This is a genomic window from Nonomuraea sp. NPDC050451, from assembly GCF_044458585.1.
Map to the genome: position 1 here is coordinate 1 of NZ_JBITHZ010000038.1, position 24056 is coordinate 24056.

The 24056-nt window shown below is 67.1% G+C and carries 25 protein-coding genes; 20 read left to right on the top strand and 5 right to left on the bottom strand.

Going from position 1 to position 24056, the window contains the following annotated elements; translation table 11 throughout:
• Positions 1 to 91: 91 nt before the first annotated feature.
• The 3 genes from ACIBI9_RS55230 to ACIBI9_RS55240 all read right to left on the bottom strand — a co-directional run bounded on the left by ACIBI9_RS55230 (position 92) and on the right by ACIBI9_RS55240 (position 3235).
• Positions 92 to 181: a hypothetical protein gene (locus tag ACIBI9_RS55230; RefSeq protein WP_397235470.1), complete on the bottom strand. Its 90-nt coding sequence runs from the start codon at positions 179 to 181 to the stop codon at positions 92 to 94.
• Positions 182 to 337: 156 nt separating this feature from the next.
• Positions 338 to 595, bottom strand: a complete 258-nt coding sequence (locus tag ACIBI9_RS55235) for a hypothetical protein (protein WP_397235471.1) — start codon at positions 593 to 595, stop codon at positions 338 to 340.
• A 1395-nt stretch (positions 596 to 1990) separates the two neighbouring features.
• Positions 1991 to 3235 (bottom strand): helix-turn-helix domain-containing protein, encoded by a 1245-nt coding sequence (locus ACIBI9_RS55240; protein ID WP_397235472.1) that lies wholly within the window; start codon positions 3233 to 3235, stop codon positions 1991 to 1993.
• A gap of 283 nt (positions 3236 to 3518) precedes the next feature.
• Here ACIBI9_RS55240 and ACIBI9_RS55245 point away from each other — a divergent pair, with 283 nt between their 5' ends.
• From ACIBI9_RS55245 to ACIBI9_RS55260, 4 genes are all read left to right on the top strand, one after another.
• Positions 3519 to 4322 carry an SAM-dependent methyltransferase gene (locus ACIBI9_RS55245; protein WP_397235563.1) on the top strand — a complete coding sequence of 268 codons (804 nt, stop codon included), beginning with the start codon at positions 3519 to 3521 and terminating at the stop codon, positions 4320 to 4322.
• A complete protein-coding gene (locus tag ACIBI9_RS55250) occupies positions 4319 to 4657 on the top strand; it encodes a hypothetical protein (protein ID WP_397235473.1) in 339 nt (112 codons plus the stop codon). Before ACIBI9_RS55245 ends, ACIBI9_RS55250 begins: the two co-directional genes overlap by 4 nt.
• Positions 4654 to 5274 (top strand): hypothetical protein, encoded by a 621-nt coding sequence (locus ACIBI9_RS55255; protein ID WP_397235474.1) that lies wholly within the window; start codon positions 4654 to 4656, stop codon positions 5272 to 5274. The genes ACIBI9_RS55250 and ACIBI9_RS55255 overlap by 4 nt, the downstream gene beginning before the upstream one ends.
• A gap of 391 nt (positions 5275 to 5665) precedes the next feature.
• A complete protein-coding gene (locus ACIBI9_RS55260) occupies positions 5666 to 6280 on the top strand; it encodes a helix-turn-helix domain-containing protein (protein ID WP_397235475.1) in 615 nt (204 codons plus the stop codon).
• 672 nt (positions 6281 to 6952) lie between these two features.
• Here ACIBI9_RS55260 and ACIBI9_RS55265 read toward each other — a convergent pair.
• The gene (locus ACIBI9_RS55265) at positions 6953 to 7336 is read right to left on the bottom strand and encodes a hypothetical protein (protein WP_397235476.1); all 384 of its coding nucleotides are present in this window, start codon (positions 7334 to 7336) and stop codon (positions 6953 to 6955) included.
• 263 nt (positions 7337 to 7599) lie between these two features.
• Here ACIBI9_RS55265 and ACIBI9_RS55270 point away from each other — a divergent pair, with 263 nt between their 5' ends.
• The 14 genes from ACIBI9_RS55270 (at position 7600) to ACIBI9_RS55335 (ending at position 19358) form a co-directional block, all read left to right on the top strand.
• Complete coding sequence (locus ACIBI9_RS55270) at positions 7600 to 8040, top strand: hypothetical protein (RefSeq protein ID WP_397235477.1); 441 nt, start codon at positions 7600 to 7602, stop codon at positions 8038 to 8040.
• On the top strand, positions 8040 to 8426 hold the full coding sequence (locus ACIBI9_RS55275) for a hypothetical protein (protein WP_397235478.1): 387 nt from the start codon (positions 8040 to 8042) through the stop codon (positions 8424 to 8426). Before ACIBI9_RS55270 ends, ACIBI9_RS55275 begins: the two co-directional genes overlap by 1 nt.
• Entirely contained in the window at positions 8423 to 9184 is a 762-nt protein-coding gene (locus ACIBI9_RS55280) for a hypothetical protein (protein WP_397235479.1), read from the top strand. Before ACIBI9_RS55275 ends, ACIBI9_RS55280 begins: the two co-directional genes overlap by 4 nt.
• Complete coding sequence (locus tag ACIBI9_RS55285) at positions 9181 to 9900, top strand: FtsK/SpoIIIE domain-containing protein (RefSeq protein ID WP_397235480.1); 720 nt, start codon at positions 9181 to 9183, stop codon at positions 9898 to 9900. The genes ACIBI9_RS55280 and ACIBI9_RS55285 overlap by 4 nt, the downstream gene beginning before the upstream one ends.
• Positions 9897 to 10322 carry a hypothetical protein gene (locus ACIBI9_RS55290; RefSeq protein WP_397235481.1) on the top strand — a complete coding sequence of 142 codons (426 nt, stop codon included), beginning with the start codon at positions 9897 to 9899 and terminating at the stop codon, positions 10320 to 10322. Before ACIBI9_RS55285 ends, ACIBI9_RS55290 begins: the two co-directional genes overlap by 4 nt.
• A gap of 66 nt (positions 10323 to 10388) precedes the next feature.
• Complete coding sequence (locus tag ACIBI9_RS55295; protein WP_397235482.1) at positions 10389 to 10772, top strand: hypothetical protein; 384 nt, start codon at positions 10389 to 10391, stop codon at positions 10770 to 10772.
• A 253-nt stretch (positions 10773 to 11025) separates the two neighbouring features.
• Positions 11026 to 11280, top strand: a complete 255-nt coding sequence (locus ACIBI9_RS55300) for a hypothetical protein (RefSeq protein WP_397235483.1) — start codon at positions 11026 to 11028, stop codon at positions 11278 to 11280.
• Between the two features lie 101 nt (positions 11281 to 11381).
• Positions 11382 to 12845, top strand: a complete 1464-nt coding sequence (locus tag ACIBI9_RS55305; protein WP_397235484.1) for a replication initiator — start codon at positions 11382 to 11384, stop codon at positions 12843 to 12845.
• A 476-nt stretch (positions 12846 to 13321) separates the two neighbouring features.
• Positions 13322 to 13516, top strand: coding sequence for a helix-turn-helix transcriptional regulator (locus tag ACIBI9_RS55310; RefSeq protein ID WP_397235485.1), 195 nt, complete (start codon positions 13322 to 13324; stop codon positions 13514 to 13516).
• 2 nt (positions 13517 to 13518) lie between these two features.
• Positions 13519 to 14991 carry a tyrosine-type recombinase/integrase gene (locus ACIBI9_RS55315; RefSeq protein WP_397235486.1) on the top strand — a complete coding sequence of 491 codons (1473 nt, stop codon included), beginning with the start codon at positions 13519 to 13521 and terminating at the stop codon, positions 14989 to 14991.
• 167 nt (positions 14992 to 15158) lie between these two features.
• Positions 15159 to 15626, top strand: a complete 468-nt coding sequence (locus tag ACIBI9_RS55320; RefSeq protein ID WP_397235487.1) for a DUF4244 domain-containing protein — start codon at positions 15159 to 15161, stop codon at positions 15624 to 15626.
• Positions 15623 to 16015: a TadE family type IV pilus minor pilin gene (locus tag ACIBI9_RS55325; RefSeq protein ID WP_397235488.1), complete on the top strand. Its 393-nt coding sequence runs from the start codon at positions 15623 to 15625 to the stop codon at positions 16013 to 16015. Before ACIBI9_RS55320 ends, ACIBI9_RS55325 begins: the two co-directional genes overlap by 4 nt.
• 34 nt (positions 16016 to 16049) lie before the next feature.
• A complete protein-coding gene (locus ACIBI9_RS55330) occupies positions 16050 to 16406 on the top strand; it encodes an Rv3654c family TadE-like protein (RefSeq protein WP_397235565.1) in 357 nt (118 codons plus the stop codon).
• Positions 16407 to 17690: 1284 nt separating this feature from the next.
• The gene (locus tag ACIBI9_RS55335; RefSeq protein WP_397235489.1) at positions 17691 to 19358 is read left to right on the top strand and encodes a hypothetical protein; all 1668 of its coding nucleotides are present in this window, start codon (positions 17691 to 17693) and stop codon (positions 19356 to 19358) included.
• A gap of 193 nt (positions 19359 to 19551) precedes the next feature.
• On the opposite strand, the gene ACIBI9_RS55340 is transcribed toward ACIBI9_RS55335, so the two are convergent.
• The gene (locus ACIBI9_RS55340) at positions 19552 to 22095 is read right to left on the bottom strand and encodes a DEAD/DEAH box helicase (RefSeq protein ID WP_397235490.1); all 2544 of its coding nucleotides are present in this window, start codon (positions 22093 to 22095) and stop codon (positions 19552 to 19554) included.
• Between the two features lie 409 nt (positions 22096 to 22504).
• On the opposite strand from ACIBI9_RS55340, the gene ACIBI9_RS55345 reads away from it, so the two are divergent.
• Positions 22505 to 22855, top strand: a complete 351-nt coding sequence (locus ACIBI9_RS55345; protein WP_043629845.1) for an STAS domain-containing protein — start codon at positions 22505 to 22507, stop codon at positions 22853 to 22855.
• A 1-nt stretch (position 22856) separates the two neighbouring features.
• On the top strand, positions 22857 to 23276 hold the full coding sequence (locus ACIBI9_RS55350) for an ATP-binding protein (protein WP_192789416.1): 420 nt from the start codon (positions 22857 to 22859) through the stop codon (positions 23274 to 23276).
• Positions 23277 to 24056: the final 780 nt, after the last annotated feature.

Below are 24056 nucleotides of genomic sequence, written 5' to 3' on the forward strand. Positions count from 1 at the left end.
ATGCATAGTCCCGTCACGTTCGAGAGCTTCTACCGGCCCTCAGACACCACTGAGTGACCTCACCTCGGGTGTCCGTGCTACTGGGGGAACCTCACTCCAGGCAGAAGTTCTCCACCGCCCGCGACAAGCCTGCGCGCCGACCGAGCCAGGCCCGCTGCTGGAGAGTTGGTGCGAGTCTCACGCGGTAGCCCGCCGGACGGTCGTGTGGCCTCCATTACGGCCCGCACAATGCCACCCCTACGCCAGGTTTGGCCTGAGCTTCGGTTTCAGACCGGAGAGCTCAGGCCAAGTCGCATGCAAGGGTTCGGCGAGCGATTGAAGCTGAGTCGTCAGCCGATCACTGTGCCCTATCGGGAGCGGGGTCTTTGCAGCATCGTGGTCGGTTTGATGTGAAGTGCTCGTTCATATGCCGTCGGAGGGCTGTCATCTCGTCGCCAAGAGCGGCGAGGTCTTGTCTTATCTCGGTCTGGATGTTGGTGATCTCGGCCTTCAATTGGGCCATGCTGGTCGCGCTGCCGTCGTCGCTGCGGCACTGGCCCGCTTTGAGCGTTCGGACGTGCACCAGCAACTCGAGGATCTGTGTCTCTAGGTCCATGAATCCTGCCTTTTTGCCAGCTCAGACGGCTTGTGGGGTCTGACGACAGGCCAGGTTTGGCTGTGTGAGCACACGATGACAGAAAGTCCACGCCCATGGCAGTCGTCACTTGTGACCAGAGTGGAGTTCTTCATACGCAAGCTGATGTTGTTTCTCCCGCGGGAGATGATCGGACACCGTGGATGCAGAACGTGAATGGGCCTATGGCCGGCGGAAACAGGGAGAAGTGACAAATCTGCGCCCGGTGGCGTGTCGAAGATCGAAAACAAAGAGGGTCTCCGTCGGATACGTCGATGGCCAAGACACATCTGCCGAAAACCTCGCCTCCACCTTGGACTGCTCGGAGAACTCGCCGGCACCTCGTCGATGGCGCGGCGGACAGATCTCACCGATGCACAGTGGTCGCTGCTGGAGCGGCCACGCACCCACGGATCCCTGCAACGCCCTTCTGGCCGCTGCCGCCACAAGTCCGACCCGCCCCTGGGAGCCCGATGACGCTTCTCCCGTTCTCTATATCGCCTTCTGGATGCTTAAACCGCATCTGGTGGGTCAACCCATCCATCGAGCCTTTACGCCACTTTCCGCGTAATTAACGCCCTTCTGAGCGAGCAACTTGTTCCTAGGGGTTCTCTACGTCGCCGTGCATGCACCCGATGCCGCTCCTGCTGAGGCAACGCCGCCTCCGAGTACGTAACCCGTTGCCTGGGCTCTCTATGTCGCCAACGCCGTCTGCAAGCCCTCGACGTGACCTCCAGGCTCAATAGCGCTCTCCGGGCACCAACCCCACGGCCCTTAGCTCCGGGAAACTTCATCCACAACGCGGCCCGCGGAATCTTGTCCATCCACAGAAGAACATTGGTCGTCTGTGGACACTGGAAAGCGAGCGTTGCGGCCCTGATCAGGGGGTTGTCGGCTGTCTGACCTGGGGAAAGGCGGGAAAGGCGAAATCAGGGTGTCCCATAGAGTCTCACGGGTGCTCACCGTCGCTGACTGTTCGCGGGCCACACACGGGCCAAGTTATTGAGGGCGTATTCAGGGTTTTCCCGGCGACAAGCGTTCGCCTCCTAGCCTTCCCGTCTGCCGTCGCCCACCGCTAGGAAGCATGTCATGGCCCGGGGGGAAGGATGGAGCTCCCTACCGGAAGAACGATCTTTCCCCCCGGGCCATGACATGCTTGGCTTCGCCTGGGCGATGGCCGGCGGAAAGGCGGCCCGACAGCAACCACTTGCTACCGGCGCTAATTGATCATGGCCATCCCGGAGTCGGAGCCCCCGCCGGAGGCGGGTCCTTTATGCTCTGCACAGGGCTACGGCGAGTCCAGCGGGCCAGAGGCACGCAGTGCGGCGGCCAGCCCGAGGGGGTTCCCAAAAACGCTTTTTGGTTGCGTTTACGAGCTTAGAGGGTGACGCCGACGCGACGGGCGAGTCCTCGCAAGCCGGATAGCTTGCTGTGAGGATCCCGGCGAAGTAGCTCAGTGATGACCTGGCGGCTTCCGGAGCGTCGTACCTCGGAGGGCGCTATCTTCTCGGCGATGAGCAAGGCCCGTATGGCGCGGTCGGTCTTGCCCCAGAGCGTGTATGCCTCGGCTATGCCGGTGTAGTAGCTGCCTCGTCGCTCTAGCGTCGGGATCTGATTGGGGATGACTGCCTTGGCGTGTTCAATGGCTGTGCCTGCGTCTCCCAGCACGATGGAGACGCCCATCTTGTAGATGGGTACGTGTCCATAGCCCAGAGTGAGATTGGGGGCGTGATGGGCAGCCTCGTCGGCTTCGGTGAGCATGCTGAGCGCTGAGTGTCGGTCCTCAAGGCGAGCGGCGGCAATAGCGCCGGTAGAGAGCAGGGCACCATAGGCCCCCCACGCGTGAGGTGTTGCCTCGGCGAGTTGGGGTCGGAGGGATTCTGCGGCTGAGATAGCGACGTCGCGAGCCTTGCGATACTCGGCGGCCCGATGGAACAGGCTGATCAGATCGCGCCGACATTCCCCTATGGCTTGGAGATCGGAACTTGCCTGTGCGATTTCGACGCCTTTGTGGGCGGAGATCCAAGCGTAGGGCGAAGCGCTGAGCTTGATCAGAGTGCGCGTGGTGAGGTGGTAGATACGCGCGGCAGTAGCCATCGCAGCAGGGGTTGAGGCGGCTGAGGCAACGGGGAGGAGCGCTGCGAGTTCGTCTGCCAGCGGTAGGTAGCGAGCAGCGGCAAAGTCGCGCTGAGCACGAGTGAGTGAGCGGGAAAGCGATGCTACGGGTGTAGCTGCCTGAGGAGTTGGCGAAGTCGGGAGAAGAGCATCCCGAAGCCGTGCGACGGCGGCCGTACTAGGCTCAGGCTGCCCGGCAAGGTCGTCGAACGCGCCTCCGGCCAAGAGCGCCGCACTGGTGATGAATTGACGGCGTTTCGTTGCCTCACCTCCCGAGGAACCCACGATAGTCCGGTTAGGTGCGTAGTCGCTATCCCACGCCCTGACGAGCCGTCCATTCGCGGCAAGAGCCTCATCGACCAGTTCGGCCAGTACCCGCTCGGGGTTACGTTCGCCCCGCTCAACGCGGCTGAGGTAGCTCTTGGAAAAGAACGTCAGCTCGTGAAGCGCATTGAGCGATACCTTCTGACGCTCGCGACACTTACGAAGCGCTTCGCCAAATCGCACGGTTGCCTCTATCCGTTGCCCGGTTGCCTGCGTGAGGCAACCCCTCGGTGTGGCGACATCTATCCCACATCCTTGACCGCAGGCAGGCAAGGGAACGGCAAGAACGGCAGTCAATAGGACGGGAGCCGCAGGCGCTGACACGCCGTACGGCTCCCTTGATCAGGAATTGAGGTCCTGACCTATGCCACAGGATACGACCAATCGGGTACGAGGAAATACCAGCGCGGGCTGTCCGTGTCCCCCCGAAAAGGGCACGTCGAACGGGTGGCCGACGCTGGATGCGCTGTCCAGGCGCGGGCCTGAGCAGAGGTCTCGGGCAATTAATCCGAATGTGCCGAACGTAGCGCGTATGTACGACTACTTCCTCGGCGGCAAGGACAATTACGAGGCGGACCGGGCGGCGGCTGCGGAGGCTTCGCGGCTGAATCCCGATGCGGTGCTATGCGCGCGAGAGAACCGGGCGTTCCTGGGCCGGGCGGTGCGGTTCGTCGCTGAGTCGGGGGTGCGGCAGTTCCTGGATGTCGGCACGGGTTTCCCCTCGATGGGCAATGTGCACGAGGTAGCCCAGAGCGTCCATGGTGACGCTCGGACGGTGTACGTGGACTATGACCCGGTCGTGGTTCAGCACGGGCGGGCGTTGCTGGCCACGGACGAGCACACCGCGATGGTGGAACGGGACCTACGCAAGCCGGGACAGATCCTTGAGCAGGCGGCCGATCTGCTGGACTTCAGTAGGCCGGTTTGCGTGCTGCTGGTGGCGTGCCTGCATTTCGTCACGGCGATGGAAGACCCGTACAGGATCGTGAAACGGCTGATGCGGTCCACAGCAACGGGAAGCCACCTGGTCATCTCGCATGTGATCAAGACGCCAAAGACGATCGCGGCTGCTGCTGCCTACCAGGGTGCATCCGCGCCGGTAGTGCTGCGCACGGAAACACAGGTCGGCCGGATGTTCACGGCGGCGGGTGTGGAAATGGTGGAGCCGGGGCTGGTGCGGGTGCCGTCGTGGCGTCCCCACCTGAACGCGCTCGCCGAAGAGGACGCCGAGAGGGTAGATCTCCTGGGCGGGGTCGGGAGGAAGGCGTGAACGCGGGCGCGGGGGTGGTCAGCCCTGCGGAGAGCCTGGCGCGGAAGCTGGCTGAGGAACTGGAGCGGTACGGGATCGCGTCGCAGGTCTCGGAGTTCCGAGGGGTCGCGCTGGTGGGAATCTGGTCGGTCAGGCTGGCGGTGTGGTGCGAGTGGGGGGCGCAGGGCTGGCATTTTCGCTGGTGTCTGAACGATACGAGCGAGCGCTGGACGTATACCTCGTGCCCATGCTCGGCGATGGAGACGGCGGTTCGGCGGCTGGTGCACCGCTACCGGACCCGGCATAGGCAGGTGTACGGGACGGATCCGCTCGCCACGGGTGACGTGCGGTCGTGAGCGGCAACGAGAACGCGGCGGTGATGGGGTTCCGGTATCCGTATGTGATCGGCTGGACGGGCGAGGCTGAGAGGCATCGCCTGAGGTGGATGCCTCAACCCCAGGGCGGGATGCGGTTGTGCTACGTCGAATCGCGGCCGGGTGACTATGAGCTGGGTGTGCTGCGCCTGCGGCAGAACGGCAGGCGGGCGGGGCGGCCGGACTTCACGACGGTGAACACGCGTCGGCAGTGGCGCTGCATGACCCGGGCGTGGTGTCAGGTGTGCGCTGGGTCGGCGGTGGACGCGGAGACGGGGCGGATCTGGTGGCTGTTGTCGTCGGATCAGGGCGAGAGCGGGGACGGCTACACCAACGCGCCTCCGACATGCCGGGCGTGCATCCCTGAGGCGATCCGGCAGTGTTCGCATCTGCGCCGTCATGCGGCGGTGTTCACGGTGGCGGAGTGTGCTCCGTTCGGAGTTCGGGGGGATGTGTTCGTGCCGGGTCTGCCGCCGGTAGTGCCGTTCGCCGTGAACCGGGTGGTGCGTTTCGATGATGCGGAGTTGGCGCACTGCGTGGCCCGGGAGCTGTTGATGCGAGTGGTCGATGTGCGGGAGGAGACGGTCAACGATCTCTGACCCTTGAGCGCCCCCGGTTGAGTATGCACAGCCGCGCTTAGCCGGGGTGCCGCCCCCGACCAGACAGGCAACCGATCACCGCACATCCGCGCCGAAGGCTCACAACGTCTGTCCGGGCGCGGGCGGTGGTCGTTGCCAGGCGGTTCCGTGGCCCCACCGCGCAAACCCCGCCGTCTGGTCGGGGGCATTGCATTGTCCAGGCAACGTGAAGGGAGGCTCCGGTGGGAGCGGCACAGGTGGTGCACGCGGTCATGGTGGGTGCGTGGTGAGCGGGACAAGTCTGGGCAAGGGAAAACGGGGCCGCAAACCGATGCAGTGCCCGGTCAGCGCTGAGGAGTTAGGCAGGCGGTATGCGTCCACGTCGGCACGAGGGCTCGCGGAGTCGCTGGGGGTGTCGCCCTCGACGGCGAAGCGCTGGCTGAAGGAAGCGGGGATTGAGCAGCGTGCGGAGGTGAAACGGGGTCCCGAACCGATGCAGTGCCCGATCAGCGCTGATGAGCTGGGCAGGCGGTATGCGGCCACCACAGTCCGGGAGTTGGCGGAGTCGCTGGGAGTGTCGCCCTCAATGGCGAAGCGCTGGCTGAAGGAAGCAGGGATCGACAAACGTCCAGGGGGCGGGCCGGGGCCGCGCAAAAGCGGCGGGCCAAGGCGGCGTAAACAGTGCCCGATCAGCGCGGAAGAACTCCGTAGGCGGTATGCGGTGCAGTCGATCAAGACTCTCGCCACTTCGCTCGGGGCCTCGCGCCGGAAGGTGCGTGAGTGGCTGGCGGAGGGCGCGGTAGTGGTGGCCCCTCGTGGCCGGGTAGGCGGCAAAGAGGGAATCGACATGGCGAGCCTGATCGCGCGCTACGAGGGCGGCGAAGGGCTGGTGAGCCTGTCGAGGGCCTTTGGGCGCGATGCGGGGACCCTTGGCCGGTGGCTGCGTGATGCTGGGGTAAAGATGCGTGGACGGGGGCGGCCGAAGGCGGCAGGCCGCACCGGGATCCGGCCCGGGGTGATGGAGTAAGTCCCGACGCTGGCACACACCGCGCCGGGCATGGGTAGGCGAGTGCGGCGGCATGGGTCGCGCCGGGCATGCGACGGCCCCTCGGTCCGGTCGGGGCGTCGGCGGGTACGGGCCGGTTCGATGGGCGCGGCGAGGGCGTGCCTGCCGGACGGCGAGGGCGAGCACGGCGCGTCAGCGCCGCGCGCAGTCCCGATGGCGGTCCGGCCGGCGCGTCCCGATGCCGTGCCCATCCGGGCGGGGAACCGGGGTGTCGGCGCGTGCCCGCTACGGCTCGGCAACGGCCGTGGGGGTTGGGGTTGCCCGCGAGCGAAGCAATGCGGGCCACGCGCGAGCGAAGCGATGCGCGAGCGGGGAGGGGCGAGGGGAGGGGTGCAACCCCTCCCCTCCAGGGAGGGGAGCGGGGAGGGGAACCCTCCCCGGAGACGACGGAGGGGGCGACGGCCGACGCCATGAGGGGCGCGGTGAGGCGTCAGAGAGCTCGCTGTCGCATGCCCACGATTCCCAGTTACGGGGGCGGTTACGCGGGCGGGTGAGGGGGGCGGGTGGCGGGCTACCACCCGACCAAGATCATTACCGTGGGGGTTCCGCCCGGCTCGGCCGGGCGGGCTTGATGTAGTAGGGAAGGTCATCACACAGCGCGGGGGCCACTGCGAGTGGGAGTGCCGATAAGGCTTAGCTGTGTCCAGGCGCGGCGAGGCGGGCTGTTGCGGTGGCGAGTGCGCTGCGTTGCTGGTGGCCCATCTCGTTGAAGCGGTAGCGGCCTTCGCCGAGTGCGATGGCGAAGTCGAGGAGAGCGAGTGCGTTCGCGTACTCGGGGATAGGCTGGGGCGCCATTTGGACCAGCATGCCGTGCACCACGCGGGCTTGGCGCCAGTCGATGAATGCTTTGCCGTCGTTTTCGTCGTTGTCGCGCACGCAGCCGTTGCCGACAAAGTCGTCGTTGTCGAGCCACGCGCTGCCGTAGTCGGGTTCGGCGTTGAGGAGTTCGATGGCGGCGGCCGTAGCTATGTCGTTTTCGTCTAATCCGGCGTGGAGTCGTTCAGCGAGAGTGCTCATGCGGAGATTGTTTCACCGCGTCCGAGGGCCGGGGTAGCGTTCCCCGGCAGCGCGTTCATGATCGCTGATCATATGTGTAGCCAATTGGCCTGAAGGGCGACCAGCTCGGCGAATGCCGCGCGCGGGGGCGTCGTAGCACGCGCGCGGCGCTGACGGACACTGATATGCCGCGCGGATATGGCGTTGAACCTATCGAACGCATGTTCGAGTACAGCCTGGCATCGTGGGTGTCACCGGGACACCCCAGATGCTGGGAGGTACGGATGCGGTTCCCGATCGACACGAGTCAGCTCGGGTTCACGGTCGCCTCGCCGCCGAGTCCGGCGAAGGACTTCGCGACCAAGAAGGTCAAGGTGACCGAGGACGGTCTACCGGTCATGGTGGTGCGGTTGCTGGCGATGGACGGCAGCGACTCCACGATGATCAAGTTCAACCTGGCGGGGGAACAGCATCACCTGGTGCCGGGTCTGCCGGTGCGGGTGGAAGGTCTGGCCTACGGCACGGCCAAGGACGGGGACGTTCGCTGGTGGAGCGCCACGGGCGTGGTGCCGCTCAACGGCAGCGCGGGCCACGTGGCCGCCGCGCCGCACGGCTCCCCGGCGGCCGGTGAGCAGGGCGCGACGGCGGGCGCGCGGGGGCGTAACCCGATCGGGGCTGCGCGCCACTCGTCCGCTTCGGCGGGTGAGCCCGGGGGCGAGGGCTGATGGATCTGGTCATCGCTCCGACCGAGAACGCACGGGTGCACACCTGGCGCTTACCGCACGGCTGGCCGCTGCTCAGCTTCGCGAGCGTGAGCGGACAGCTCGTGGTGGTGCGGGTGGATCACCTGTCCCCCTCCGGCGCAGCGTGGTTCGCCTCGGCGCTGTCGCGCTCGGCGGCGGTCTTCGCCTCGGAGGTGCTGGGCTGCTTCGGCGAGGGTGAGCCGGGCTGGCTGCTGCGCGGATGCGGCCCGGACGGCAGGCCGGACCTGACGGACGCCGCTCCGGTGTTCGACGGGGGTCCGCCCGCCGTGGCGGGGGCGCGGCTGCACACCCTCGTCCACCAACCTCCATACCCCGGCGACGGGGACGGCGGCGAGGTGCCGACATGACGGGGCTGATGGGTCCGCAGGTTCCCGGGCGTCCCTCCGGGCTGCCCCCAGCGGTCGAGATGCCCGCCGTGCCGATCCGGGCGCAATCCACTCCGGGGTCGCGGCTGACGGTGTACGTGCTGCGTCCGGCGTGGCTGGCCCGGCGTGAGATCGCCCTGACGGCTGCGGTGGTCGCCTCGGTGGTCGGCGGCTGGATGGTCGGCGGCTGGCCGATCGCGGCGGCGGTGGCGGTCTGCCTGCTGGGCGCGCTCGGCGGGGTGCCTGCCGTGCGGGGCTGGCTGGTGGATCTGCTGTGGCGCTCGCACGTGATCCGCCGCTGGGATCGGGCGGCCCGCTTCGCCGGGCTGGCCACGCACAACGACCGCGTTCCGCGCGTCATGGAGGCCAGACGGACGGCGGCCGGGGAACGGCTGCTCGTGCGGGTGCCCAAAGGGGGCGCGGCCTGCGACATCGAGGACCGCGCACCATGGCTGGCCTCCTCGCTGGAAGCCTCGCAGGTCCACGTGAGCGCCGATGAGGTGAACGCCCGGTACGCGCACGTGGAGGTGATCCGGCGTGATCCGCTCGACGGCTTCGGCGTGCTGGCCTGGCCGTGGACCGACGCGCCTGATCAGGGCTGGGTGGCAAGCGCCTGGGATCCGATCCCGGTCGGGGTCTCGGAAACCGGCGAACTGGTCACGGTCTCGCTGCTGAGCGACGGTCCCGAACAGATCGCGGGCGGCGGGGCCGACCAGATCGAGGGGAGGCCGGACCGGTGAGCGTGCACACGATCATCGGGGGCGGCCCGGACGCGGGCAAGTCGGTGGCGCTGCACAGCCTGATCGCGGGGCTGATGCTGGACCCCGCGACCGTGGGCGTGCTGATCGACGGCAAACGCGGCGTGGAGCTGGCCTGCTGGGAGCCGGTGGCGCATGGCGGGATCCGCGCCGACATCGACAGCGCGACAGCGGGCCTGGAATGGGCGCGCGATCAGATGGAGGAGCGTTACGGCTACCTGGCCGCGTCCGGCGCGCGGAAGATCACGCGCGGGATGGGCTATGGGCTGCTGGCCGTGGTCATCGATGAGCTGGCCGCGTTCACGCTCTACCCCGACAAGAAGAAGCGGGAGGCGTTCCTGGTGCCTCTGCATGAGCTGGGTGCGCGGGGGCGCGCGGCGGCGGTACGCGTGATCGCGGCCACGCAGAAACCCGGCTCGGACGTGGTGCCGACCTACATCCGGGATCTGTTCGACACCCGGTGGGCGCTGCGCTGCACGACGAGGGAAGCCTCCGACACCGTGCTGGGCTCGGGCTGGGCGGCGCGGGGCGTGGACGCCTCGACCATCCCCCTGGGCGCACCCGGCGTCGGCTACCTGCTGGCCGGCTCGGCGGGGCCGGTTCGTCAGAAGGGGTTCTACCTCAGCGACGGGCAACTGTCCGGCCTGGCGGCGTACGCGGCCGAACTGCGATCCACCACCTTTACCTCCTGGAGATGACCATGCACAACACGATCAACGACCAGGCGCGCGATATCCACGACAGCACCGAGTACGCCACGCCTCGACCGGTGCGCATCGCCCAGGGCTGGATGTTCGTCCAAGCCTTCGTGGGGATGCTCGCCAGCGTCCTGCTGGTGGCGCTGCTGGCGCCGAACGGTCCGCTGCCGGGAGCGGTGTGGGCGTACATCGGCGTGAGCGTCGCCTTCTACATCGGGCTCGGCGTGCTGGCCGGGCTGCTGGACTCGCGCCGTCGTTGGATCCGCGTCACGGCGCTGATCCTGGAGATCCTGATGATCCTCCAGGGCGGACTCTCGATGATCACCGGCCCGAACCTGGGCACGGCGGTGGGCCTGACGCTGGCGGTGGTCGCCGCGCGCTACCTCGCCCACGGGGAAACCGCGCGCTGGCTGCACCGCTGAGGTTCCCTCAGCTCAACCTCTGTCCGAAGAGATCAACTGTTCCGAAAACACAAAGGAGAAACGATCATGTTCAAGCCGTCCACCGTCTTCGCGTCCGCCATCCTCGCCGCGACCCTGGCGGCGGTGCCCGTCACCACCAGCGCAGCCAACGCGGCGACCACCACGCAGACCAGCACGCAGGGCTCGGCGTCGGCGTGCCGCACCCTGCGTGTGACCGGGGCCAACGTCGCCATCCGCGACTTCCCCTTCGTCAACGGCCTGGTGCTGCGAACCGTCCCCACCGGGACCACCCTGACCACCTGCGAACTGGTGCGGGGCGAGCCGATCAACAGATACCTCAACAAGTGCGGCAGGGACGGACGCAACTGGTACAAGGTCCGTTCCGGCCGGACGAGCCTCACCGGAAGTCCGTTCGGGTACGTGCCCGCCACGTGCGTGCGCGTCGCCTGAGTTGCGACTGAGGGTCACAGTAGGTGAGCTGCCCGGCATCCGCTACGGACCGGGCAGCTTTCCGGAAACAGCTCTTACCTGCGGAAATACGGGAAATCGTTGAACCCGGGGGCAGGTCGGCGCGTACAACCCGTATCTGACAATCCCGTCCGGACGGACGGTCACGACGTAAGACGGGGGCTTCCCCCGGGGATGGGGTCGCGGGCGATGCGGGGCTCTCCGCGACACGGGAGACGAGGAAAGGGAGAAGACAGTGCGGATGTGGGTCACCGAGGGGGAACTGGTCGAGATCGGTGAGGCTTACGCGGCCGAACGGTTCGTGAGCTGGCTGAAGAAGTACGGGGAGAAGGAACTGGAGCGGACCCTACGGGAGTTCGTTCACTCGCCATGGGGGCACGGCGGGCTCGGGGCGGGGCTGCTGGCCGATGACAAGGACCTGGAGGCGCTGCGCGATGCGGTGCTGGAGCGCTGGCAGCCGATCAGGGCGGGGGCTGATCGTCGGCTCTAGATCGGGCGGGGATCTAGAGCGGGCGGTGTTCGCACGAGCGGGGGCGGCGAGTGGGGGCCGCTCCTGATGCGGATCGCCTGAAGGAACGGGGAGATTGTCAGATGATCAGGAGCCAGACCGTGCTGGGGCAGATGATCGCCCGCATGGCTGATGAAGACCACTACCGGCGTTGGACGGCTCAGGTGGAACGGGCCGGGCACTGCGTCCGGCCGGTGCGGCTGATGGGCTCGGCGATGACCGTGAACGCGGCCACCGGAGAGATTGAAGCCACCTATGCCAGCGAACAAGAACCGGGCGGGGTGCTGCTGGTGGCGTGTAAGGATCGCCGCGAGAGCGTCTGCCCGCCATGCGCGGCTCGGTACCGCGCCGATGCCTGGCACGTGTTCGCCGGTGGCATGACCCCGGCTGCGAGCGCTGCGAGCGACGACAGCGACGGGGTGGACGACGCGGGGCATCCGCTGGTGCTGGCCACGTTCACCGCGCCTAGCTTTGGGCGGGTGCACGCTGCCCGTGATGGCGGGGTGTGTCGAACGGCCAGAGGCGGCAAGAGGACCTGTGAGCACGGCAGGCCGCTATGGTGCCACAGCCGGCACGACGCTCGGGATGGGATGGTCGGGGCTCCGCTGTGCGAGGAGTGTGCGGACCTGGCCGGGCTGGTGCTGTGGAACGCCCACGTTGGGGAGTTGTGGCGGCGCACGGTGATCTACGTGTATCGGGCGTTGGCCGCGCTCGCTCCAAGCGTTGGCGGAGGGCCGGTGACTGTGCGCGGAGTGCGAGAGATGCTGCGCGTCTCGTATGCCAAGGTGGCCGAATTCCAAAAGCGCGGCGTGGTGCACCTGCACGTGCTGGCCCGTCTGGATGGGGTTAACCCCGAGGATCCGGAACAGACGATCGCGCCTCCGGCGTGGGCGGGCGTGGAACTGCTCACGGCGGCGCTCGCGCACGCGGCGGGGCGAGTGAGCGTGCCGCTTCCTGTGGTGGACGGACGAACGGCGGCCATGGCGCGATGGGGCGCTCAACTGGACGTGCGGCCGGTGCAAGCGCGCGAGATCGATCGGGCACGAGTGGCGGGCTATCTGGCCAAGTACGCGACCAAGACCGTCTCCGACAGCGTGAGCGGCCTTCCCACCTCGCGACCGCGTGCAGACGAGCCGGACGTGGAAGGGGGCGGGAGGCTCCCGGCACACGTGGCGGCCCTGACGGCGACGGTACGCCGCCTGGCACGTCTGGGCACCTGCCGGGCGCTGCGCCTGGCACGGCATGTGCACACGCTCGGCTTTCGCGGGCACGTGACCTCCAAGAGCCGCCGCTACTCCACGACGTTCGCGGCCCTGCGCGAGGCTCGGCGGGCTTGGCGGTTGTCGCAGCGAGCACGCGAACGCGACCCGTGGGTGGGAGGGGACGCGGGCCTGTCCGATAACGAGGGGGCGGCAACGGTCCTGGTAGGTGACTGGCGGATCGCCGGGATCGGCTACCGCACGCTAGGCGATCGGGTGCTGGCCGAAGTGCTCGGCCGTGAGCATCGGCAAGCCCGCGAAGTGCTGCGACTGGGACTCGCACAGTAGATCGGCGCGGCGGCGGCCGGCAGATGAGACGAGAGCCGCCACCAGGCAAAACGCGCCGAAGGCACCACCTTTGATCGTTGCTGTTGGGTTGGTCTTTGGTGGCTGCATCCTGTGCTTGATCTATGGCGCGCAACCCACACCGAGGGTGGGTGGGTGGGCCGCCCCCGAGCGCATATAGTAACGACCTGCTACCCAACGTGCACACCCGAAGGGATTCTGGCGTGGGCGCGGCCTGGCCGGCGACGGCATATGGTCGGCGTGCCCCCTCGAACGGGAAAGACAAGTTACCGAATTTAATTTCCCGTGATTGGTGAGTTGTGATGCGCTATTCCTCATTCTTTTGCCTGGGAATGCCGTAAAAGATTGGCATGTAAAGGCTGAATGCGTAATCGCATAGCAACCCCTGGCAGGCTTGACCCTTCCTGGATCTTGGCCCGTGCCTGGCCCGTGAACCATCTGATGAAAGGCAACGAGAGATGAGTCGAGATGATTTCCTGACGATCGCCGATGCCCGGCGTATCCTGCAAGTTCCTCGCTCGACGTTCTATCGGTGGCTGGCCACCGGACGCGGCCCGGAAACATATCGAATCCCTAATGGTGAAAGACGAATAAAGCACGATGACTGGATAAAATGGTTAGAGAGTCAAAAGGCGGAAATGGAAGGTGGTTGACAGTGTCGGCAATCGACATCCAATTCTGGAAGATCCGGAAGCGTGAGGGGCGCAAGAAGCCCTGGGAATTACGATGGAGGATCAACACGACGCCCTATTCTCTGTCGTTCGTGACCAAAGCGCTAGCCCAGAAATTTCAGTCCCAGCTCACCCGGGCGGCCGAAACGGTCGGCGAAGAGTGGGACCTGCGCACCGGGCAACCCGTCTCCTGGACCCGTCAGCAACGCACCTGGTTCGAGCACTCCTGCGACGTGGCGGCGGCCGAATGGGACGGCAGCGCGGCCGGTAGCCGTAGGCGGCTGGCCGAATCGCTGGCCGAGATCACCATGGCCATGCTGGAAGACTCCATCAAGGCCCGGCGGACCCGGCCGTCCGACAAGATCCTTCGCAAAGCACTCAAAGAGTGGGCCTACAGGCCCGGCCGGATCGCCTCCGACACGGTCCCCGACGACATCGCGCAAGCGCTCGGATGGCTCGGCGAGCACACGCGGCCGGTGGTGGAGCTGGCCGATGATGAACATCTCCGCGCCCTGCTGGCGGCGATCAAGAAACTCCAGAACGGTAAACAGGCGGCGGCCACCACTGCGCGCACCCGTCGCGCCATCCTGTACAAGTGCCTCGATCGGGCGCTGTCGGCCAAACTGATCACGCTCAACCCACTGCCCGCGATCAAGACCCGGCGGCGCTTCATCGATGACGCGGTCTCGCCGGTGGTCGTACCCACGCTGGAGCAAGCGCGGCGGCTGCTGTGGGCAGTGCGCGAACTACGCGGCTACACCAAACACCGCGACCGGGGACCGCACCTGTTCGCGCTGTTCTGCCTCATCTTCTACGCCGGGATACGCCCATCAGAGGGCCTAGACCTCAAGGTCCACCAGTGCCGTCTGCCCATGGGCGGCGGCTGGGGCAGCATCACTCTTGAGGGCGCCTCCCCTGACGTCGGCGAACTGTGGACCGACGACGGCGAACGGCACGACACACGCGGGCTCAAACACCGCAGTACAAAGACGGTCCGCCCCGTTCCCATCCCCCCGGAACTGGTGGTGATCCTGCGCCTTCACCTGCTGACCTTCCCGCCGGCCCCCGACGGGCGGCTGTTCTACGACGGTCCCGATCAGGGCAAGGTCCCCGCTCCGGTGTATCAGTCGGTCTGGCGACGTGCCCGCAAAGCCGCCCTGAGCCCGGCTGAGCACGCCTCCGCCGTGGCCAGACGGCCCTATGACCTGCGGCACGCGAACGCCAGCATGCTGATTGCGGCGGGCGTGGATCCGGCGGAGGTCGCGCGGCGGTTAGGGCACTCCATCCGAACCCTGCTGAGCACATACGCCCATTGGGTCAAGGGCGGCGAAGAGGCGGCCAACGCGAAGATCGAGGCGGCGCTGTGCGGCGAAACGATCACAGATAGCGGCCTGACCTGCGAAAACGTCAATGACGGGCCACTCGCGGGCCAACCCGACCAACACGGGGCAGCGTAGCCCTAAACCCCCAGGTCAACCCCCTGATTGTGGAAAACCCAACGTCCTCCACAGAACGTCGTTCGGCTCATTGCCTAAGGCCCGGCTTCGGCCAACCTAAGGACTCCCGCCGGACAAGACCCCGGCTCCGAGCACCACCTGGAGGCACGATGCACAGTCCCGCCACCATGCCAGACGACATCAAAGCCACCCCAGAACCCAGGCACACCGCAGCAAGCAACAAAATAGTCGGCAAGTTCTCACTCAGCCGCACCAACATCACACGAAGCGTCCCGTCAGCCTTCAACGTCGCCGCAGAAGCCACTGCTCACACCGCCAGGCCGCCAAGGGAAACGTCAGCCAAGTCCCCGAGGGAAACCTCGACACCGCCCGAGATCACCACGAACGCACAAGACGGATCGTCCAAGCCGGCCCCGTTCGGGCCGACCACCCGCCCCGCTCCGACGCGACGCAACAGATGGCTTCATTACGCGACGGTCAATCGTGAGCGCGGCATGTCCACCGCCGAATACGCCGTAGGCACGATTGCGGCATGTGCCTTCGCCGCACTCTTGTTCAAGGTGGTGAGCAGTCCAGAAGTCCAGGAGATGCTGAAGGCCCTCATCGATCGAGCACTCAACACCGCCACCGGATGACCCTCCGCCAAGCGCGGATTTCCCTGGGCAGGAAGCGGTCGGCATCGCGGGGCTCGGTCACAGCCGAGACCGCCGCGATGCTGCCCGCGCTCATGGTCGTCCTCGCAGCCGCGCTATGGGCCATCCAAGCCGTCAGTGCCCAGCTCGAGTGCGTGGACGCGGCCCGCGCCGCAGCACGAGCCGCGGCCAGGGGCGAGCCCCTCGACCAGGTCATGACCCGAGCCCGCACCGCCACCCGCCCGGGGGCCCAAGTAGCCGTAACCCGCGACACGGAAACCACGAAGGTTCAGATCACCGTAGAAGTACAACCGCCCTGGGCCCACTCATTGCCCGCAGTACAAATATCCGCCACGGCCACCGCTGACACCGAGCCCGGATATTCCCCATGACCGCAAGCAGCGAGCCTGGAAGGAGGGGACCCCCATCAATCCTAAAGAGAAAGGCTCGGCCACACTTTGGGGTGTAGCTTTCATGGGTCTCCTTATGGCGGTCGCCACAGCGTTCGCCACGCTGGGCTCGGTACGCGTGGCACGCCACCGCGTGAACAGCGCCGCTGACCTGAGCGCCCTTGCAGCAGCCAAACTAGCGATAATCAACCCAGAAGCCGCCTGCGCCCGAGCCGCTACCCTGGCCAGTCAGAACGGCGTGAAGCTGACCCAATGCAAAATCACTGACGAAATCGCCGATGTCTGGACCTCGCTGTCAATCTCGCTACCGATATTAGGGCCCCGCACACTAACGGCCAGATCTCGGGCCGGTCCAGTGGAAAGGGCCCCTTGACCGCCGCCTGGTACGTGCATGCCTGATCATCAAACGCATGTCAGAGAGCGCCGGCTGCGAGGCATCCACGGTGGGCGGCCGGCGCTGGCTCGATATCCTCGACATGGTGAAAAGCCAACCGTAAAACAACCAGATCGAACGAAGAGGGCGGGCAGAGAAGTCGTTGATATCGTCCATCTCGACGCGGCTGGCTGTTCCGTATAACGCCGTATCGGCAGCCTTGGCCATCGCTGCGGAGCTGTCCGATCCCAGGTAACGACGACAGCCCGGCATCCAGCAGGAGTTGTCCGATGGCTGCATCCTCGCATCTGAGATCCAACACCCGAAGCCCCGCGACCTCACCCAATTGCCCCCAGGAAGCCGATTCCTCCATCACATGGTCGGGGCTCGACGTGCCACTATGCCGATGGCCGAAGTGCCGTTCGACGACTTGAGACACGTCGAAGAAGGACCCACCGCGCTTGGTCCAGCCACGGCTCCGAAATATCGATCGGCGGCCCTGTTGGAACCGCCGTTGCCGAGGACCGGGTGGCGGACGGTGGGTCGAGGTTGTCTGGGAGCGGTCGGGGGCGGGGGCGATGGTGCCTCGTCGTACCAGCGCTGCGAGCAGGTGGGCGCCGAGGCTTGCCCGCAACGGGGTCTCCCCGCTCAGGATGGCGGGTCAGCGTTGGACGGGGAACTTGCGCGTGCGGTGTGGCCTGCTGGCCCCGGAAATGGTGCTGAAGGCCGGGGGACGGTGGTGGCTTGGACCAGGTGATGGCGAAGAAAGGGACCGTTGTGCATAGAGAAGATGTGGTGAGAGCCAGAGTCACTGTTGACCTGCGGTGAGAGAGCCCGACTCGGGGAGGTTTGCCCGACTTTGTGTCACCCTCTATGCGTCCTGGACGTAGTCGAATCGTATGTGCTTTTGGGGTGAATGGGTGCCTTGGCCGCAGTGGCGTCAATGTGTTGAATGGTGACATTTCGGTTGGTGTGAAAATCGGGCAAATGGATCGAATGGTGACCGAAATGATGGGGCGGTTGGGGCTTGCGGGGCTAGGTCGCGATCCAGTCACGACTTCTTGGACGTGGTGTCCAAGAGTTGTGTATGTACCGTAAGGTTCCGCTTACCCTCGGTCCATGCCGTATGTGGCAGGGCGCCTGTAAGCGCCGGAGTGAAGTCGCTAGGGTGCGGGTCCGGGGACGGTCGGTGACCGTATCGGCCGGGCGGACTGCACTTCCGGTCGTCGCGTGAACGCCCCAGGGTGGTCAGGCGGCGCGAGGCTCTCGATGGAGGGAAGCGTCGTGACGGTAGTCGGCAGAGTGGTGGCCACAGGGATGATCGTGGCCGGCTCCATCGCGCTTGGCGGGACCGCTCAGGCCGCCGCGGTGACCTGGCGGGCCGACTCGTCCGGGCAGATCACCTCGCCCGCCGACGGCCAGGTGCTTTCGAGCTCGTCGGTGACTGTTTCTGCACAAACGGGCGTGATGCAGCTGAACATGGGCCTTTACGTCGAGGGGCCCTCCACGCCCATCCAGAAGGTCGCCGGAGGGGGAGCGAACCAGACGATCTCCGGCACGTTCGACGCGGGCAACGCCCCGAACGGGACCTTCACCGTGACCCTCAAGGGAGAGATCACAGGGAGCAGGTACGCGAGCAGCACGTTCAAGCTCCGGCGGCCACCTGCGGCGCCGGGCAACGTGAACGCGACCCGGCAGGGCAGCGCCAAGGTCCAGCTGACCTGGAGCAAGGGCTCAGAGCCTGACCTGCAGTCGTACGAGGTCTCCAACAGCCAGTCCGGCATCGTGGGAAGGCTGCCCGCCGACAGCGCGTGCGCCGGTTCCACGTGCCAGGTGGTGCTCGCCGTGCCGGCCAAGGCGAAGGGCCAGAAGGTGGGGTTCACGGTCAAGGCGTTCAGGGGTGACGGCGACGGCGGATCGATCGGGTCGGGCAATTCGGCCGCCGCGTACGTCGCCTTCCCCGCCGCGCCGACGCCCACGCCGACGAAGAAGAAGACCACAGACGCCCGCACCCCGAAGACCACCAAGAACGTCGACCCGCTCCCCACGCTGCCGGCCAAGAGACAGACCCTGCCGACGACCAAACCGACGACGCCCAAGCGGACGACAGCCAAGCTTCCGGCAATACCCGACGCCGACCCCAACGGGAACCTGCCGATTCCCACGGCCGACGAAACGGGCGGTCTGCGCCCGTCCGATGCGAAGGGCGGCGCGGACACCGCTCCCGTCCAGCCTGACGTGAAGGCGCAGTCGAGCGAGTCGCCGATCGGGAACCTCGCCCAGTACGGCCTCTACGTCGCAGCGGGCATCCTCCTGTTGCTGTTCGGCGCCCATGCGGGTGCCTGGGCGCGGCGGCGGGCGCTCGCCACAGGTGAGAGCTCCACGCCTGCTACGGCCACAGCGACCCCGGCTCCGAGCACGTCGCCGGTCGGCGGGGTTCAGGCCACGCATGCGAACGAAAGCGTTTCGGTCACCACGGCCCCGCCCCGGCGGAGGCCCGCCGTGATCCTGGCCGTCGCCAAGACCCGGGTTCCCGATCAGTCCCGGGCTCAGCGGCCGGTGTCCGACGAGCGTTCCGACGGGGCGGGTCCGGAACGGCCGCCGGCGCCGCCCGCGCTCGATCGGAAGCGTGAGGAGGCCGCCGCCGCGTTCGAGGTGGAGGAGGTGCGAGACGTGCCGGAGGCTCGTCAGGGGCCCGTTCGCATCACCCTGCCCAGTTCCGCGGTCACGGATGTCCCCAAGTCCGACGCGTCCCCCGTTCGGCCTGCCGTACGGATGGAGGATCGCTGGGACGATTATCTGCCGCCGTCTCCACGGTCAATGGAGGACAGCGGGTTCTGGGAACGCCCGCAGCCGGGGGCGGCCGATTTCTGGTCCGGCGACGATGACGACAAGGGTGAAGGTGAGGAACGCGCTTTTGTGGGCCATCGGCATAGAGACGGCGAAAGCTAAATCGGTTATTTGATTCGACTCATCGATCAGTCAGGCGCGGGGTTTGGGTCGGCGTGCGATGGTGCAGGTGGAGCGGGGTTCTGGGGGTCGGTCCCGGTAGGTCCAGGGGGCCCGCCTTTACGGGTGGCACGCGCCGTGGCGGGGACCTAGGTCGCGCTCTCGGTAGCAGTTCTTGTGTGGGTCTCGTGGCGTTTTACTGAGGGGACAGCAGCGTGTTGAGGAGGCGGATGGCGCCTCGTTTGTCCAGGGGCTCGTTGCCGTTGCCGCATTTCGGGGATTGAATGCAGGAAGGGCAGCCTCGTTCGCATTCGCATGAGGTTATGGCTTCGCGCGTGGCGGTCAGCCAGTCGGTCGCACGGGCGTAGCCGCGTTCGGCGAAACCCGCCCCGCCCTCGTGCCCGTCGTACACGAAGACGGTGAGCAGCCCCGTGTCGGCGTGCAGTTCGGTGGAGACGCCGCCGATGTCCCAGCGGTCGCAGGTGGCGAACAGGGGGAGCAGGCCGATGGAGGCGTGTTCGGCGGCGTGGGCGGCGCCGCCGAGGTCGATGCCCGCTTCGGCGAGCGGGGCCACCGCCGAGGCGGGGAGCGTCCACCAGACGGCGCGGGTGCGGAGGGTGCGGGGTGGCAGGTCCAGGGGCTCGTCGCCGAGCATCTCGCCTGACTGGAGGCGTCTCTTGAGGTACGAGACCACTTGCCGGGTCACCTCCACCTCGCCGAAGTGGAGCGTGCCGGGGCCCAGGGGGTGGGAGCGCTGGGTGGAGAGGATGGAAATGTCGGTGATGTCGCGAGCGAACGTCGTGAAGTCCGGGGTCGCGCTGGACACCAGGGCCACCCCGGCCTCCAGATCCAGCAGCTCCACCAGGAAGGTCTCGCCCTGATGGATGTAGACCGCGCCCGTGTGCACCGTCGTGTGCGCGGACGGCTCGTCCACGCTGCCCAGGAGGCGGCCGGTGGACGACTCCACGACCTGGATGGGAGCGCCTCCGCCGCCTCGGATGTCGGCGAGGTCGGTGGCACGCTCCCGCTTGGTCCAGAACCAGCCCGCGGGGCGCCTCCTGAGCAGCCCCTGGGAGACCAGATCATCGAGGACCGTGGAGGTGGTGGTGCCGAAGATGGGCAGGTCGTCGACGGTCAGTGGGATCTCGGCGGCCGCGGCGCAGAGGTGGGGGCCCAGGACGTACGGATTGTCGGGGTCGAGGACGATCGCCTCCACAGGCTGGCCGAACAGGGCCTGGGGGTGATGGACGAGATAGGTGTCCAAGGGGTCGTCCCTGGCGATCAGTACGGCGAGCGCGTCCTGGCCGTCGCGGCCCGCCCGGCCCGCCTGCTGCCAAAGGGAGGCTCGGGTGCCGGGCCAGCCCGCGATCAGCACGGCGTCCAGGCCTGAGACGTCCACGCCCAACTCGAGGGCGTTGGTGGTGGCGAGGCCCATGATCGTGCCTGAGCGGAGGGCCTTCTCCAGGAGCCTGCGATCTTCGGCGAGGTATCCGGCGCGGTAGGCGGCGATCTTGTTGGGGAGGTCGGTCCAGTCCGGATGGGCGGGGGCGTCCGGGAGTGCCCAGGTGAGGGAGCTTTCCGAGGTCGGCTCGGTTGCCGGGCCCTCATGCTCTGAGGTGCCGACCGCCGAGTCTGTCGTGGAGAGGCCGGCGGTGGTACGGGATGGTCCCGGCATGGTGGGGCTCGTCAGCTCGGCAGCGCCCGGCTGGTGGCTGAGGAAGGGGTCCGCTTCCAGCGGGGTGGGTTGGGCGGTGCGCGCGCGTTCGGCTGTGTGCGGTTGGTGGTTGGCGGCGGTCAGTTCTGCGGTGCTCGGCTGGTGGGTGGTGGGTTCTGCCGTGCTCGGCTGGGCGAGGGTCGGTTCTGCGGTGCTGGGGTGGTGGGTGGTGGGTTCTGCGGTGCTCGGGTGGTGGGTGGTGGGTTCTGCGGTGCTCGGGTGGTGGGTGGTGGGCTTTGCGGTGTTCGGGGGGTGGGTGGTGGTGGGTCGAGGGTGGCGGGTGGAGAGGGAGAAGGCTACGTCGGCGAGTTTGGCGCGGGCCGTCAGGGCGACTGTTTCGGCGCCGCGGCGGGAACGTACGAAGGCGAGCGTGCGGACGTCGGCCAGGACGAGGTCCGCCAGCAGATCCGCCGCCTCCGCCGTGGCCGTCCGCCGCACAGGAGCCCCTCCCTCGCCCCGTAGCTCGGTCAGGGGCGGCTCCCACAGCGCGATGGTGGTGGAACCCTTGGGCGAGGCGTCCACGGTCACCTCGTCCATCTCAAGCCCCGTCAGCCTCATCCCGAACACGCCCGGCTCGCTGGCCGTCGCCGACGCGAGCAGGAACGTGGGGCGCGAGCCGTAACGGGCGCAGACGCGGCGCAGGCGGCGCAGGATCTGGGCGACGTGGGAGCCGAAGACACCGCGGTAGCCGTGGCACTCGTCGACGACGACCATGCGCAACCGGCGGAAGAACGAGGACCACTGGGCGTGGCGAGGGAGGATGCTGCGGTGCAGCATGTCCGGATTCGTCAGGACGTAGTTGGCGTGCTGGCGCACCCACGTACGTTCCTCGAACGGCGTGTCGCCGTCGAAGCAGGCCGCGCGCAGCTGGGTGATGCGCAGCTCGCGCAGGCCGCGCAACTGGTCTGCGGCCAGGGCCTTGGTCGGGGTCAGGTACAGGATCGTGCCGCCGTCGAGGCAGGAGGCGACGGCGGGAGTGAGGTACGCCAGCGACTTCCCGGACGCCGTACCCGTCGATATGATCACGTTTCGGCCACGAAATGCCAGGTCGGCGGCCTCGTACTGGTGAGGCCAGAGTCCTGTCACCCCGCGGTTCGCCAAGCGCGTAACAAGTACTTCTGGCATCCATTTGGGCCATCCCGCTTGACCCGCCCGACGTGCTGGAACATGCTCCACATGGGTGACACGCTCATGACGTGCGGGAACACCGAGTAGGTGGCGGAGGAGTGGACCCGCCTGTTGTGGGGAGGATGCGGAGGAAGTCACTGTTTCCAGTCTTGCATCGATGGGCAAAGTCGCCGGGAATCGTGATTTCGTATAGACACAAGCCAGACGCATGGTTGAATGCCGCGCGTCAGGGTCGGACGATCTGGGGCCACGCTCCAGATTGCCAGTCCCAAGAGAGTAGTTTCGCAGGCGAGGCGCTGGAGGATCTGTGGATCTGAAGTTGGATCACCGCACCGAAGACCGACTCACCATCGTGGAGGTCGAGGGTGAGATCGATGTCTACACGGCGCCGAGATTGCGTGAGCTCCTCATCGACCTGGTGAACAAGGGCAACTTCCACCTGCTCGTCAACATGGAGAAGGTGGACTTCCTCGACTCCACGGGCCTTGGCGTCCTGGTCGGGGGGCTCAAGCGGGTTCGTGCGCACGACGGCTCGCTCGAGCTGGTCTGCACCCAGGAGCGCATCCTGAAGATCTTCCGGATCACCGGTCTGACCAAGGTCTTCGGGATCTACGCTTCGGTCGACGAGGCCAAGGAAGCTCACGGCAAAGACAAGTAGCATGGCTACCGTCGAGCTGACGTTCAGCGCTCTTCCCGCCCATGTGCGGACCGCGCGGCTGGTGGCGACGGCGATCGCTCGCCGCACCGGCGTGGAGGAGTCCCTGCTGGACGAGGTCAGGCTCGCTGTGGGTGAAGCCTGCTCCCGGGCAGTCGAGGCGCACCGCGTCCACTGTCCGGGCGAGCCGATCCGCATCGAGTTGCGTGACGACTCCGGGCGTTTCGAAGTCACGGTCAGCGACCAGGCCCCCAGCGATGAGATCAAGCAGGAGCAGCCCCTCGATCTGGGCATGCTCTCTGACTCGTTCATGTCAGGCTTCGGCCTCGCGGTCATCGAGGGCTTGGCCGACGACGTCGAGGTCTTCCCCAGCCCGAAGGGCACGAACATCCGCATGAGCTGGCCCGCGGCCGCCAAGGTCTGAGCCGGCTCCGCCGTCCCGCCTCGCTCCGCCGGGCGTCCCTTTGTGGCGCCCGGCGTGCGGCCGTTCTGTGCTCAAAACCCCCATCTTGTACGGCGGAGCACGGGCGGCACCACCCGCCGCACGTGGCTGAGCGCCTCCAGGGAGACGCCCGCTGACCCGCACATGGCCGGCCACCGTCACGGCGCACGGGCACCGTGGCTTCCGCTTTCGGCTGGCTGGGAATGGACCGCGGAGGTGGCCCTGTGGGTTATGGGGCCCCTGCGGGAAGGCGCGCCACGGTGTGGGCGGTCATGTGGGCGAATGAGCGCACAAGGCGGACGGGCGGTTCCGGTCGTCGCGTCGTGGGTCCCGGCAAGCGGGGTCGGGTGGGCGTTCCGGTCGTCGGATGAGGTACGGTCCGCGGCGTGGGCGGGACCTGATGGGCCGTGTCGACAGGGGGCGGCCGGGGTGGTTGCGGGTGAGGGGCCCGCGTGCCGGGTCCTGGGTGATGGTGCCGTGGTCGGGTGGCGGTGGTAGGTGGGGGTGACCGTGGTGGGCGGTCGGGTTGGTGATCGTCTGCCGTCTCCCAGGTCCCTCCAGCATCGCTCCAGGCCGTCGGAGTTTCGGTCCGGCAGTATCGGGAGGTTTTCATGACCTTAAACCCGGGGAAATTTCGCCTGTCAGGCCGCAAACCGGCCCGCTGTCAGGGGATTACTGGACGCGCGCACAATTAGCCACCTCGAGAGCCTTCATATCCGTTCAGTGCCTGCGTAGACTCCCGGCACCGGCCAAGGTGATCCG